Source organism: Arenimonas sp. (assembly GCF_035312645.1).
Classification (GTDB): Bacteria; Pseudomonadota; Gammaproteobacteria; order Xanthomonadales; family Xanthomonadaceae; genus Arenimonas.
Genome location: NZ_DATGBO010000118.1, coordinates 21,199 through 34,240, shown reverse-complemented (window position 1 = coordinate 34,240; position 13,042 = coordinate 21,199). Strand labels below are relative to the sequence as shown.

General features: G+C 65.3%; 15 protein-coding genes and 1 tRNA gene. 9 read left to right on the top strand and 7 right to left on the bottom strand.

Annotation, left to right across the window (positions count from 1 at the left end; translation table 11 throughout):
• The first annotated feature begins 12 nt into the window (after positions 1 to 12).
• On the top strand, positions 13 to 873 hold the full coding sequence (locus VKM35_RS10955) for a type 1 glutamine amidotransferase domain-containing protein (protein WP_324321057.1): 861 nt from the start codon (positions 13 to 15) through the stop codon (positions 871 to 873).
• 181 nt (positions 874 to 1,054) lie between these two features.
• Here VKM35_RS10955 and VKM35_RS10950 read toward each other — a convergent pair whose 3' ends face one another.
• On the bottom strand, positions 1,055 to 1,615 hold the full coding sequence (locus VKM35_RS10950) for a DUF1003 domain-containing protein (RefSeq protein ID WP_324321056.1): 561 nt from the start codon (positions 1,613 to 1,615) through the stop codon (positions 1,055 to 1,057).
• Positions 1,616 to 1,754: 139 nt separating this feature from the next.
• On the opposite strand from VKM35_RS10950, the gene VKM35_RS10945 reads away from it, so the two are divergent.
• Complete coding sequence (locus tag VKM35_RS10945; protein ID WP_324321055.1) at positions 1,755 to 2,267, top strand: AtaL-like protein; 513 nt, start codon at positions 1,755 to 1,757, stop codon at positions 2,265 to 2,267.
• 218 nt (positions 2,268 to 2,485) lie between these two features.
• Here VKM35_RS10945 and VKM35_RS10940 read toward each other — a convergent pair.
• Positions 2,486 to 2,562: transfer RNA gene (locus VKM35_RS10940), tRNA-Arg, on the bottom strand.
• A gap of 94 nt (positions 2,563 to 2,656) precedes the next feature.
• Positions 2,657 to 2,887 (bottom strand): hypothetical protein, encoded by a 231-nt coding sequence (locus VKM35_RS10935; RefSeq protein WP_324321054.1) that lies wholly within the window; start codon positions 2,885 to 2,887, stop codon positions 2,657 to 2,659.
• A gap of 92 nt (positions 2,888 to 2,979) precedes the next feature.
• On the opposite strand from VKM35_RS10935, the gene ubiA reads away from it, so the two are divergent.
• The gene (gene ubiA, locus VKM35_RS10930) at positions 2,980 to 3,894 is read left to right on the top strand and encodes a 4-hydroxybenzoate octaprenyltransferase (RefSeq protein ID WP_324321053.1); all 915 of its coding nucleotides are present in this window, start codon (positions 2,980 to 2,982) and stop codon (positions 3,892 to 3,894) included.
• 111 nt (positions 3,895 to 4,005) lie between these two features.
• Here ubiA and VKM35_RS10925 read toward each other — a convergent pair whose 3' ends face one another.
• Positions 4,006 to 4,737 carry a double zinc ribbon domain-containing protein gene (locus VKM35_RS10925; RefSeq protein WP_414636631.1) on the bottom strand — a complete coding sequence of 244 codons (732 nt, stop codon included), beginning with the start codon at positions 4,735 to 4,737 and terminating at the stop codon, positions 4,006 to 4,008.
• A 43-nt stretch (positions 4,738 to 4,780) separates the two neighbouring features.
• Here VKM35_RS10925 and bioB point away from each other — a divergent pair, with 43 nt between their 5' ends.
• Genes bioB through bioC form a run of 5 tightly spaced genes read left to right on the top strand, consistent with a single transcriptional unit; the run spans position 4,781 to position 9,072 of the window.
• Complete coding sequence (gene bioB / locus VKM35_RS10920) at positions 4,781 to 5,839, top strand: biotin synthase BioB (protein ID WP_324321051.1); 1,059 nt, start codon at positions 4,781 to 4,783, stop codon at positions 5,837 to 5,839.
• Between the two features lie 7 nt (positions 5,840 to 5,846).
• On the top strand, positions 5,847 to 7,037 hold the full coding sequence (gene bioF, locus VKM35_RS10915) for an 8-amino-7-oxononanoate synthase (protein WP_324321050.1): 1,191 nt from the start codon (positions 5,847 to 5,849) through the stop codon (positions 7,035 to 7,037).
• A gap of 10 nt (positions 7,038 to 7,047) precedes the next feature.
• Entirely contained in the window at positions 7,048 to 7,413 is a 366-nt protein-coding gene (locus VKM35_RS10910) for a DUF7079 family protein (RefSeq protein ID WP_324321049.1), read from the top strand.
• Between the two features lies 1 nt (position 7,414).
• Positions 7,415 to 8,182 (top strand): pimeloyl-ACP methyl ester esterase BioH, encoded by a 768-nt coding sequence (gene bioH / locus VKM35_RS10905; RefSeq protein WP_324321048.1) that lies wholly within the window; start codon positions 7,415 to 7,417, stop codon positions 8,180 to 8,182.
• Positions 8,179 to 9,072 carry a malonyl-ACP O-methyltransferase BioC gene (bioC, locus tag VKM35_RS10900; protein ID WP_324321047.1) on the top strand — a complete coding sequence of 298 codons (894 nt, stop codon included), beginning with the start codon at positions 8,179 to 8,181 and terminating at the stop codon, positions 9,070 to 9,072. The genes bioH and bioC overlap by 4 nt, the downstream gene beginning before the upstream one ends.
• A gap of 86 nt (positions 9,073 to 9,158) precedes the next feature.
• On the opposite strand, the gene VKM35_RS10895 is transcribed toward bioC, so the two are convergent.
• From VKM35_RS10895 to VKM35_RS10885, 3 genes are all read right to left on the bottom strand, one after another.
• Positions 9,159 to 9,590, bottom strand: a complete 432-nt coding sequence (locus tag VKM35_RS10895) for a PH domain-containing protein (RefSeq protein WP_324321046.1) — start codon at positions 9,588 to 9,590, stop codon at positions 9,159 to 9,161.
• 118 nt (positions 9,591 to 9,708) lie between these two features.
• The gene (locus VKM35_RS10890; protein WP_324321045.1) at positions 9,709 to 10,662 is read right to left on the bottom strand and encodes a pyridoxal-phosphate dependent enzyme; all 954 of its coding nucleotides are present in this window, start codon (positions 10,660 to 10,662) and stop codon (positions 9,709 to 9,711) included.
• Positions 10,659 to 11,597, bottom strand: a complete 939-nt coding sequence (locus VKM35_RS10885) for a DMT family transporter (RefSeq protein WP_324321044.1) — start codon at positions 11,595 to 11,597, stop codon at positions 10,659 to 10,661. The genes VKM35_RS10890 and VKM35_RS10885 overlap by 4 nt, the downstream gene beginning before the upstream one ends.
• 113 nt (positions 11,598 to 11,710) lie before the next feature.
• On the opposite strand from VKM35_RS10885, the gene VKM35_RS10880 reads away from it, so the two are divergent.
• The gene (locus VKM35_RS10880) at positions 11,711 to 12,556 is read left to right on the top strand and encodes a hypothetical protein (protein WP_324321043.1); all 846 of its coding nucleotides are present in this window, start codon (positions 11,711 to 11,713) and stop codon (positions 12,554 to 12,556) included.
• The last annotated feature ends 486 nt before the right edge of the window (positions 12,557 to 13,042 follow it).

Genomic DNA, 13,042 nt, shown 5'->3' with positions numbered 1-13,042 from the left:
ACACGCACGGTATTGATCCCGTTGCCGCGCCGCGATTTCGACCCCAGTGAAGTCGCGGTGCCCTGGCAGATGCTGCGCGCGGCGGGAATGCACGTGGTGTTCGCGACGCCGGATGGCGCTGCGGCCAGCGCCGACGACCTGATGCTCACGGGCGAAGGTCTCGACCCCTGGGGTTGGATTCCCGGCCTGAAAAAAATCCGTCTGCTCGGCCTGAGCCTGCGCGCGAATGCCGATGCGCGCGCGGCCTACCAAAAATTGCTCGCCGCGCCGGAATTTCGCGCACCGCAATCGTATGCACTGATGCTGGCAAACGGCATGCAGGGTATCGATGGCGTGCTGTTTCCCGGCGGCCACCGCGCCCGCGGCATGCGCGAATACCTGGAGAGCGCGCAGGTGCAGCAACTCGCCGTCGCCGCGTTCGCCGCCGCGCGGCCGGTCGCAGCGATCTGCCACGGCGTGCTGGTGCTGGCGCGTAGTCGCAACCCAGGCACGGGTCACTCGGTGCTGCATGGTCGACGTACGACCGCGCTGACCTGGGCGCTGGAGAAAAAAGCCTGGGATGCCACGCGCTGGTTCGGACGCTTCTGGGATCCGGCGTATTACCGCACCTATCCCGACGGCGAAAAACAGCCTGCCGGTTTCATGAGCGTGCAGGCGGAAGTCACGCGCGCGCTGGCGCGACCGGAGGATTTTTGCGATGTCACCGACGCCGCACCGCAAGGGTTCCGGAAACGCAGCGGGTTGTTCCGCGACCGCATCGATGACGACCGCGCTGCCTGGGTGGTTCGCGACGGAAATTATGTCTCCGCGCGCTGGCCCGGCGACGTGCATGCGTTCACGAAGGCGTTTATCGCGATGCTGACATCGTCGTAGGAGCCAGCTTGCCGGCGACAAGCTGATGCCCGTAGGAGCCAGCTTGCTGGCGACCAAGCCTACCTAAGCAGAGACTACCCTTCACCCGTCTGTTTGCGACGGTCATTACCCCGGCAGCAACTATCCCAAGCTCACCTGCTTGCGTGGATCAAGTCATCTCCTGCCGCCAGCAAGCTGGCTCCTACGACGGCGTCGCGCCACGGCTCTGCATCAGTTCGGTGATCATCTTCAACTGTTGCTGCTGTCCGGCGAGGATCGCCTCCAGCTGCTCGGCGCGCATCGCCTCGAGTTTTTCGTGCAGGGCCATGATCTCGATTTCGGCTTTGAGGTTGACCTCGTAATCGTGCTCGGCCATCGCGCGGTCGCGGGCGCTTTGCCGGTTCTGGCTCATCATGATCACCGGCGCCTGCAACGCCGCGACCATCGACAGCAACAGGTTTAGGAAGATGTAAGGGAAGGGATCGACCGGCTGATTGAGCAGCCAATGCGTGTTGATCGCGGTCCACAGCACCAGGAAGGCGATGAACATCAGGATGAAAGTCCAGGAGCCGCCGAAACTCGCAACACGGTCGGCGATGCGATCGCCGAAACTCATTTCCCTGATATCCGCAGTCATGTCGCGGCTGACGATCTGGCGCTGCTGCACGCGCTCGAGCACGACGCGTTCGAGTTCGCTGGCCTGATCGGCGCGCGCGCCCAGCCAGCGTTTGGCGAGGGCAGGGAAATCGCGGGTAGTCGTCATGTCGGGCTCCGGCCGGGAAAGGACCCGGGCATTGTGCGCCCGGTCGCCGCCTGATCGATCCACAACACGAGGCCACGATGCATTGCTATTCCACGACGCCGGGCCAAGAATCCCGAGGCACGCACTTTCCGGATTCGCCATGGATTTCGAACACATCGTCATCGTCAACGACCCACGCAGCCCGGACGTGCCGGTGATTCCGCGCCAGGAAGTCGCCGATGCGCTGGCCTTGCTGGTGCTGCGCCCGCAGATTTTCGACGAGGGCCTCGATGGCGCCGAGATCGACTTCCTTGCACCGGGACAAGTCCGACGCGAAACCCGCCGCGGCCAGATCATCGTGCGCGAGCGTCTGCTGTTTTCAGCGATGGGCGCGGGCTTCGAACAGATCGTCGAGGCACCGGAAGCGCTGGCCGGCGCGAGCAAACTGGTGAGCCTGGAAGAACCGGCGCCCGGCGTGCTGCTGCTGCGCTTCCGCTACAAATCCGCCGCCACCGCCGACGCCCCCGACATCAGCGCCGACGAACGTGCGGCCCTGCAAAGCGCCTACCTCGGCGCCGACCGTGACTTCGTCAGCACCGTGCGCGAACTGCACGAGCATGGTGCGCTGGAAACCTTGATTGCCTTGCATGCGCCGCCGGGGATGGCGCTGTAGGAGCGGGCATGACCGCGACTTACGCAAGTCGCGGAACTCCCCTGAGAGCGCTCATGAGCGCGACTTGCGCGCGGCTGGGACTCGTTTCTCGTCAATGCAAGCGTATGAGATTGGCCGTAGCTTCTGCCGCGGTCTGATCAACGCAAGCTTATGGGCTTAGGTGTAGTTTCCGCCGCGGCAAACTTCGTCATGCCCGCTCCGACGAAGCTCGGCATGAGTGGCGCGCCCGACAGGAGTCGAACCTGTGACCCCCACCTTCGGAGGGTGGTGCTCTATCCAGCTGAGCTACGGGCGCGTATTGGAAACTCTGGCGAGACTGGCGCCGGAATCATTCCGGCCGGGCTGTACGGCCCGTCGCCGCAGCGAACCGCGGCGGCGGGCATTGTACATCAGGCCCCGCGACCGGCCGGCCTGAGCTGTACGGGCGTGAACATGGCAGCGTCGATGATCGACCACAGGTGCACCAGCCAGCCCATCAACACGATCCACAACACGCTGGCCAGGCAGAACATGACCAGCGCCTTGAACAGGCGACCCTGGACAAGCTGGCCGAGGCCAGGAATGAAGAAACTGCAGACGGCGGCGATGACATTGCCGGTCGAACCTTGTCCTGCGTTCATTGCGACTCCTCCGGGTGACAGGATCACGATGCGGTCGCCGCGGGGCGAATGCAATGTGCAGGAAGTTTGCCGGGCTTTGTTAGGCTAGCGCGATGACCGACGTCCCGACCCCGCCGGCGCCGCATTTCGACTGGCGCGAACGCCTGCCGCACTACTGGCTGCTGATCCGCGGCGATCGCCCGGTCGGCACGCTGCTGCTGCTGTGGCCGACCTGGTGGGCGCTGTGGCTGGCGGCGGATGGAATGCCGCCGCTGAAAATACTGCTGATCTTCAGCGTCGGCGTCTGGTTGACGCGCTCGGCCGGCTGCGTGATCAACGACTACGCCGATCGCTGGCTGGATCCGCAGGTCGAGCGCACGCGGACGCGGCCACTGGCCAGCGGTGCGGTGTCGCCGCGCGAAGCATTGATTGTCTTCGTGCTGATGATGCTGGTCGCGTTCACGCTGGTGACCTTCACCAATTGGCTGACGATTTATCTCAGCGTCGCCGGCGCGTTTCTCGCCGCCAGCTATCCCTTCCTCAAGCGCTACACCTATCTGCCGCAGGTATATCTGGGCCTGGCGTTCGGCTGGGGCATTCCGATGGCGTTCGCGGCCGTGCAGGGCTGGGTGCCGCCGCTGGCCTGGCTGCTGTTTCTCGGCAACCTGCTGTGGACCACGGGTTACGACACCTGGTACGCGATGGTCGACCGCGAAGACGACCTGCGCGCCGGCGCGAAATCCACCGCGATTCTGTTCGGCGATGCCGATCTCATCGCCCAGGGCGTGATCTACGGCGGCTTCCTCGTCACCATGATCCTGGTTGGTTCGCGCGCCGAGTTGGGCTTGAATTATTACGTCGGCCTGACCGTTGCTGCCGGCTTCATCGTCTGGCAATTCGCGCAGGCGCGTGATCGCAGTCGCGAACATTGCTTCGCCGCCTTCATCAACAACCAATGGGTCGGGATGCTGGTGTTCGCGGGGATTGCGCTGGCGTTGCTGATGAAGCCAGCGGTTGCGGCGGCGTAATTTGATCGACGCTGTCGCCATTTGCGCGAATCGCGGTCCCGCTCGCGATTCCCCATTGACGACATCGGTTGACGGCACGGCGATTTGCGCAAGTCGCGCTCATGAGCGCTCCTACGGAGCACGCGCGACCGCCCAGACATCGATACGCGCGACGCCGGCGCGGCGCAGCGTGAGTGCGCATTCGCGGACGGTGGCGCCGGTGGTCATCACGTCGTCGACCAGCGCGACATGCGCGGGCAGTACATCGCGCCGGCACGTGAATGCGCCGCGGACGTTGCGTTGCCGCGCGCTGGCGTCGAGCTCCGACTGCGCCGCCGTCGCGCCGACGCGGCGCAGCACGTCTCCGATAATCGGCAGATCAAGCGCCGCGGCAAGTCCCTTGGCCAACTCCAGCGCCTGGTCGTAACCGCGCTGACGCAGGCGCTGACGATGCAAGGGCACCGGCACCAAACCCTGCGGTCGCTCGGCATCGAGCAACCGGCTTGCCATGAGTTCGGCCAGCAAGGCACCGGCGGCAAGATCGCCGTGAAACTTGAAGCGCGGCAACAGGCGATCGACAGGCGCGGCATAAATGAAGGCGGCACGGGTCTGCGCAAACGGCGGCGGCGTCAGCAGACAGGCGCCACAGAGAGCGTCCGAACCCGGCAAGGGCAGGCCGCAGCGATCACAAGCCCGACGATTCCAGGGCAGGGCGGCGGCGCAGGCCGGGCACAGATCGCGTGTCGCGCTACCGCGCTCGCCACAGACCAGACAGCGCGAGGCCAGCAGAGCAAAGCTGCATTGCGTGATCCAGCTCGCAAGTTTCGCCATGGTGTTCGTGTTGACAGGACTGGGGCGGCTCACCAGACTGCCTGCTCGCCATTTTGGCCGCTGTCGGAACCCCCCCATGCCTGCAGTCCTCCGTCATGACTGGTCCCGGGACGAAGTGCTGGCGCTGCTCGCGCTGCCTTTCCCCGACCTCATGCATCGCGCCGCCACCGCGCACCGCGAAAATTTCGATCCGCGCGAAGTCCAGGTCTCGACCCTGCTGTCGATCAAGACCGGCGGCTGCCCCGAGGACTGCGCCTATTGCCCGCAGGCCGCGCGCTACAACACCGGCGTCAAGGCGCACAAACTGCTCACACTCGATGAAGTCGTCGCCAAGGCGCAGCAGGCGAAAGATGCTGGCGCCTCGCGCTTTTGCATGGGCGCCGCCTGGCGCTCGCCGAAGGACCGCGATGTCGCCAAGGTCGCCGAGATGGTCAGCGCGGTGAAAGCGCTCGGTCTCGAAGCCTGCGCCACGCTGGGCATGCTCAACGGCGACCAGGCCAGCACGCTCAAGAGCGCTGGCCTCGACTACTACAACCACAACCTCGACACCGCGCCGGATTTCTACGGCGACGTCATCAAGACCCGCGAGTACCAGGACCGCCTCGACACGCTCGAACACGTGCGCAACGTCGGCCTGAAAACCTGCTGCGGCGGCATCGTCGGCATGGGCGAGTCGCGCGAACAGCGCGCCGGCCTGCTGCAGACGCTGGCCAATCTTCCCGAACATCCCGGCTCGGTGCCGATCAATCGTCTCGTGCAGGTCGAAGGCACGCCGCTGCATGGCACCGCGTTGCTCGATCCGTTCGAGTTCGTGCGCACGATCGCCGTGGCGCGCGTGATCATGCCGCAGTCGGTGGTGCGCCTGTCCGCCGGTCGCGCCGAGATGAGCGAAGAGTTGCAGGCGATGTGTTTCCTCGCCGGCGCCAACTCGATTTTCTACGGCGAGAAATTGCTGACCACCGGCAATCCCGATGTCGAAGCCGACCAGGCGCTGTTCGTGCGCCTGGGCCTGGTGCCGATGCAGGTGACGCAGACGCCGCATGATCACGGCGCGCGCACCGTGCATGCCGACGTGCTGCAGTCGGAAATATCGCCGGCCTGCGCCGACGACAAGCCCCATACCTGCGCTGCCTGAGCAGAGCATGATCCGCCAGCGCCTCAGCGATCGCGTTGCCGCCGCCCGTGCCGAGCGGATCGCCAGTGAATCGGTGCGCACGCGGCGCGTGGTGCAGGCGCGTGAAGGCATGCGCATCAAGGTCGACGGCAACGACCTGCTCAATTTCTGCAGCAACGATTACCTCGGTCTTTCCCAGCATCTCGACGTGATCGCGGCGATGCAGCAGGCCGCGGCCTGGTATGGCGTCGGCAGCAGCGCCTCGGCGCTGGTCAGCGGCCACAACGCCGAACACGCTGCGCTCGAAAGCGAATGCGCGGAATGGATGGGTTATCCGCGCGGCCTGCTGTTCGGTAGCGGCTACCTGGCCAATCTCGCGGTGATGCAATCGCTGCTCGAGCCCGGCGATGTCTGCGTACAGGACAAGCTCAACCACGCCTGCCTGCTCGATGGCGCGCGTCTGGCCTTCTGCGAACTCAAGCGTTATCCGCATCGCGATGTCGAGGCGGCGATGCGGCAGCTGCAAAGCCATCGCGACGGCGCCGCGATGCTCGCCACCGATGGCGTGTTCAGCATGGATGGCGATCTCGCGCCGCTGCGCGACCTCGCGCTGCTGGCGCGTTCGCAGGATGCGACGTTCTACGTCGACGACGCCCACGGCATCGGCGTGATCGGCCCCGACGGCCGCGGCAGCACCGCCGTCGCCAATCTCACCGCGAAGGACGTCCCGCTGCTGGTGCTGCCGTTCGGAAAGGCTTTCGGAGGCCAGGGCGCGATGCTGCTCGGTAGCGAGGCCTTGATCGGCCATATCGCTGAAACCGCGCGCCCGTATCTGTTCACCACCGCGCCTGCGCCAGGCATGGCCGCGGCGATGCGCGCCTCGCTCAAACTCATTCGCGGCGAAGCCTGGCGGCGCGCCAAACTCGCTTCGCTGGTGGCGCGTTTTCGTCGTGGCGCACTGGGTGCCGGCCTGCCCTTGGCCGAGTCGTACACGCCGATCCAGCCGCTGGTGTTTGGCGACAACGCGCGCACGCTGGCGGTGTCGCGTCGTCTAGAAAGCCAGGGTTTCCTGGTCAGCGCGATCCGCCCGCCGACCGTGCCCGATGGCCAGTCGCGCCTGCGCATCACCATCACCGCTGCACACAGCGAGCATGAAATCGATGCTCTGGTGTCGGCGCTGACCATCATCTGCAATCACCCGCACACCGCCGAAGCCTGAGCCGGGCGGTATGCACGAGACCGCGCGCGAGCGGGTCTGGATTGCTTTGTCGGACCTGTATCTCGACACCGACATCGATGCCCTGATCGCGCCATGCGCACGCGTATTGGCGGCGGCGCCGTTCAGCCGCGACGAACTCGCGCAGTTGTTGTTCGAGGACGTGCATCCGGTGCTGGCGTACAACTTGGCGGCATCGGCCGGTGTCTGGGAGGGTTTCGATCACCAGTGGCTGTGCGCGCGGATCCATGCGCGCGCGCAGGGTTGGCATGCGCGCATGCGGCCCTCGTGGTGGTTTGGACGGCGCGAGATGCGCAGACGGTGGTCACAGGTGGATGCGATAATCGCCGCACTCCGATCGCACGCGGCCTCTCCCTGACATGTATATCGAAACCGTTGGCACCGGCCCTGCGCTGGTGATGATTCATGGCTGGGCGATGCATGGCGGTGTGTTCGCGCCGCTGGTCGAACGTCTGCGCGAACGCTACACGCTGCACATCGTCGACATGCCCGGGCACGGCCGTAGTCGCGACAGTCTGTTGCCCTTGGAACTGGCGCGCATGGCCACGCAAATCGCCAGCGAAACGCCGCCGGCACTCTGGCTGGGCTGGTCGCTGGGCGGATTGGTGGCGTTGCAGGGCGCGCAGCAACTGCCAGATTCATTGCGCGGCTTGATCATGCTGGCATCGACGCCGCGTTTCGTGCGCGGCGACGGTTGGGATGGCGGCATGGATCCGGCGCTGTTCGCAGGCTTTGCCGAACATCTGGAAAGGGATTACCGCACCACGCTCGATCGCTTCCTGATGCTGGAAGCGCAGGGCTCCGATCACGTCCGCGACGAATTGCGGCAGTTGCGCGAGATTGTTTACGCCTTCGGCGAGCCGCCGCAGCAGGTGCTGCGTGAAGGCCTGGCGCGCCTGCAGGACAGCGATCTGCGCGCGGGCTTGCCAGTGCTGTCGGTACCGAGCCTGTGGATCGCCGGCCGCCGCGACAGGCTCGTATCGCCGGCGTCGATGAAAGCCGCGGTCGCACTCACGCCACAGTCGCAGTTCGTGCAGATCGAACACGGCGGGCATGCGCCCTTCCTCAGTCATGCCGATGAAGTCGCCGACGCGATCGAGGCGTTTTCGCTGTCGCTGCCGGCGTGAGCACGCCGCTGCGCCCACGCGGTTTCGACCTGCACCGGCTCAAGCGCAGCTTCGGCCGCGCCGCCGCCGGCTATGCCGAAGTCGCGGTGTTGCAGCGGGAAGTGGAAACGAGACTGCTCGAACAACTCGACGTGCTTGAGGAAAAAAAGCCGGCGCGCATCCTCGACATCGGCTGCGGCCCGGGCCATGCCAGCGCGGCGATGAAAAAAAAATGGCCGGGCGCGGAAGTGGTCGCGCTCGATCTTGCGCTGCCAATGCTGCGGCAAGTGCCGAAGCAGACCCGGTTCTGGCGACCGATCAAACGCATCTGCGCGGAAGCATCGCAGCTGCCGCTGGTCGACGGCAGCGTCGACCTGATCTTTTCCAGTCTCTGCCTGCAGTGGGTGCCCGACCTGCCAGTGGCGCTGGCGGAATTCCGGCGCGTGCTGCAGCCGCAGGGTTTGCTGGTGTTCTCGACGTTCGGGCCCGACACCTTGATCGAATTGCGCGAGGCCTATCTCGCCGCCGGTGAAAAACATCCGCCGCTGTCGCCGTTCGCAGCGATCCAGCAGGTTGGCGACGCGATGATCGCCGCGGGTTTCCGCAATCCGGTACTCGATCGCGATGTGTTCACGCTGACCTATGCCGATGTCCGCGGCCTGTTGCAGGAATTGCGCGCTATCGGCGCCAACGATGCCCGCCCGCAGCGTCCACGTGGGCTGGGCGGCAAAGCAAGGCACGCGGCCATGCTGCAGGCGTATGAAAGCGAACGCCGCAACGGCCTGCTACCCAGCAGTTGGGAAGTGATCACCGCGATGGCCTGGTCACCCGAACCCGGCGCGCCCCGCCGCGAAGGCAGCGCCGATATCGCCAGTTTTCCCGCCGACCGGATTCCGTTGCGGCGGCGGTGACGCTTCTGCCTTGTAGGAGCGATGGCAATCGCGACTGATGCCGCATGCCGAGCAGTCGCGATTGCCATCGCTCCTACATGCAACCATCAATGCAAGCCCGGCTCCTCGCCACCGATATCGAGCGAACGCACGCGCTTGGCGTCGCGGCGGGCTTCGACCAGGACGCGGATTTTCTCGCGCACGCTTTCGGCATCGGGGATGAAGGTCAGATTGATCACCGGCGTGCTGGCATCGGTGGTGTAGAGGATGATTTCGCCGAGGCCAAACATGCGCTCGAAGAAATTCTGCTGGAACTTGCTGTCGCGCACGCGATACAGCTCCAAGTCCTCGGTGGTCTTGTTGAACACGCCGCGGGTGAACTTCAGGCGCTGATCGGTGAGCGTGTAGACGGTGTTGCGCGTGACCAGCCATAGCCAGAGCGCGTACGGAATCGGCAACAACAACACGCAGGCGAGGAACCACCAGGCGTTCTGCCACTGCGACGGATGACCCGTCCATTCGATGTTTTCATCGGTCATTGCAATGCATCCTTCTGCATCCGGAAATTCGTTCGCGTCGATCTCGTTCCGGAGTCCGGCCGACGTACGGCGATCAGTCAAACATGCGGCAGGATCCAGCACAACGGTCGCGCAGCGCTCAGCGCAGCAACTGCTCCAGATCGGCATTGCCACCGGAGACGATCAGGCCGACGCGCCGGCCGGCGAAGCGTTCGCGATGGCGCAGCACGGCCGCGAGCGCGGTCGCGGCGGAAGGCTCGGCCAGAATCTTGAGTCGCGACCAGATCAGGCGCATCGCCGCCAGCGTTTCCGCATCGCTGACCAGCAATACCTCGACGCGATGCGCGCGTAGAAGATCGAAATTTATCTCGCCGATCACCCCGCGCAGGCCGTCGCTGACCGTATCGGCTTTCAGATCAGTGACGCGCTCGCCGCGACGCAGCGATTCGTAGGCATCGGCGGCGCCTTCGGGCTCGGCACCAAGCACGCGCGTGTCCGCCGCGATGCCGGCGACCGCGATCGCGGTGCCGCCGATCAGGCCGCCGCCACCAACCGGCGTCAGCACGATATCCAGTTCGCCGGCCTGCTTGAGCAATTCCAGCGCGGCCGTACCCTGGCCAGCGATCACCGCCGGATCGGTAAACGGATGCACGAGCCGCGCGCCGAGTTTCGTCTGCAGTTCGGCGGCCATCGCATCGCGTGCGGCCATGGTTGGCGCGCATTCGTGCACGGTCGCCCCGTAGGCCTTGATCGCCGCGATTTTCACCGCGACCGCACCTGCCGGCACCACCACGTGCGCAGCGATGCCGCGCGTGTGCGCGGCCAGGGCCAATGCCGCGCCGTGATTGCCGGAGGAATGCGTGACCACTCCGGCCGCCGCCTCGGCATCGCTGAGCGACCACACGGCATTGCAGGCGCCGCGAAATTTGAAGGCGCCCATGCGCTGGAAATTTTCGCACTTGAAATGCAAATGCGCGCCAGCCAGTTCGTCCAGCGAACGCGAACGCAGCACCGGCGTGACATGCGCATGCGGCGCGATGCGCGCGGCGGCGGCGAGGATATCGGCGAAGATCGGCGGACTGGTTTGGCTCATTCGATCACCTCAGGTTTGTTGCCCAACAGACTGCTCATCGTCGAGCCGATCACCACCAGCGCGGCGCCGGCATAGCCGAACAGCGCGACGTGTTCGGCGGCGATGCTGGCCGGAGCGAATGCGTGTACCAATGCCACCGTCGCCAGGCACAGCAGCGGCGTGGTCGCGAGAACCGCCGATACCCGCGAAGCCTGCCAATGCGCCAGCGCTTCGGCAAATGCACCGTACGCGACCAGGGTATTGATCGCGCAATACGCCAGCAGCAGCGCATGTCTTGAATCCAACGCCAGCAACTCGCGCGGGTGCGAAAATGGCAGCAGCACACCGGCGGCGACCATGTAAATGAAGAGAAGAATGGCCGATGACGACAGCCGCAGCAGCAGTTGTTTCTGGATCAGCGCGTACGCCGCCCAGACCACTGCGCCGACGATGACGTAAGCCGAACCCAGCAGGTAGCCCTGCCCTGTCTGCGCGGTAGCGCGCAGCTGATCGCCGAAAAACAGACCCAGACCAACGGCGATGATCGCCAGACCCAGCCATTGTCCCGGCCGGTAGGATTCGCGGAAAACGAAGATGCCGCCCAGCGCCATCAGCAGGGGCGCGAGCTGGATCAGCAGCTGCGCATTCGCCGGTGAGGTGTGCTGCACGCCGAGCAGGTAGAACACGTAATTGCCGATAAGCATCAGCGCAGCGACCGTCAGCAGCATCCAGCGGCGGCGATCGAGCGTGGCGAACACCGCCGTGCCGCCGCGAATACCAAGCCAGAGCGCCAGCACCAGCGCAGCGACCAGGAAACGAACCCAGGTCAGCGTGATCGGATCGAGTCGTTCGAGCGTGATCTTCAGCGCCACCGGCAGCGTCGCCCAGCAGGCTGCGGTGATCAGGGCCAGCGCCAGACCGAGTTTCCATCGGCCCGACGCCTGATGCATCGTCATCGTTCATCCCCGTGCGAAAGAAACGGCGCCGTGGCGCCGTGTATGAGGGGGATAGATTAAGCGGTAATTCACCGCATCGCGCCAAGACTCGAAACTCGACACGGGGGTGCGCCATGGCACAGTCACATGTTCTCGCACTGATCGCGCTGACCCTGGGTTTGTCGGGTTGCGCCAGCACATCGGGTGGGTACGCCGAAAACGGCACGGTCTATCGCGACGGCAGTTATTACTCGCCGGCTGGCGATGGTCGCGGTGACTATTACTACGCGCCCGAGCCGAGTCGGTTTGACGATGGCTATGGCGTTTATGGTTTCGGTTTCGATCCGTTCTTCGGGGCGATCGGGCTATCGGGTTTCGATGGTTATTGCTCGGTGCAGTACCGCAATTGCGCCGCCTACGATTTCGGCAGCTTTTATCAGCCTTTCGGTTACAGCGGTTTCTCGCTCTTTTTCGGCAATCCCGGCTGGCCGTTCTATCAGCACCGATACGACCGGTATTACGGTCAAGGCCCGGGTTACGGCTATCGCGGATCGTTCAACGGGCATGATCGTCCTTGGCCGACGCATCCGCCGCATCGCCAGCAACCGCCTTACGCGACGCCACCGATCGCGCCGATGCCGCCAGTGGCGGCGCAGCCTGACCCGGGTGCGGGGCAACGACGGCGCGTCCCGCGCCCGGATCCGTACGAGGACTTCAATCGTCCGGTCCGCCTCGGCGAATCGCTGCCTGACCAGCCATCGCAACGCCCGAACAATCCGCCCCGTAGCGATCAACCGCCGCCCCGGCGCATTCAGCCGATTCGCGAGCGCTGGCCCGAACAACCCGCGCAGCAGCGAACACCGCAGCCGATGCCGAGCTGGTCGCCGGCCCCAGCGCCTTCGACAGCGCCCGCCTCCGGCAGCCCGGAGCCCGAATCGCCAAGGCGTGGCCGCAACAATGGGCGCGGTCGCGACGGCTGATTGCTGGTGTGGCGATGCCCCGCGCTTGCGGGGTGCCGTCGCTTGGTCGCATGCTTGGACCGTGAGCTGACCCAATGCGTCGCTTTCTGACGCTGGGTCGAGATTTCCCGCTTGCTCGGCGCCCGGCCGGGGTTCCTCTGGATCCCCCCTGTTCCACCGACCCCGCCGGGCGTCGGCATTCCTTCCGGTTCGTAGGAACGGCGCAAGCCGCGATTTCCAGCAATCTGCGTCGCTGCCTGTGAGAAATCGCGGCTCGCGCCGCTCCTACAAAAACACGCGCGGCAAATTCCAGGCAAAAAAAAGCCGGTAGCTCCCCCCGGAGCTACCGGCCTGGCGTCCCCGCCGCGCGCCTGACTCGCCCCTGTTCAGTCGAGTCGACGCCCCCCGGCGTTGGCCGCGGCAGGTGCTTTCGGGTGTAAGCAGGAAGCGTGCCAACACTGGCCTTTCATGTCAGCGATCTCGGGCGAGGGTGCAGCGAACGCCCGG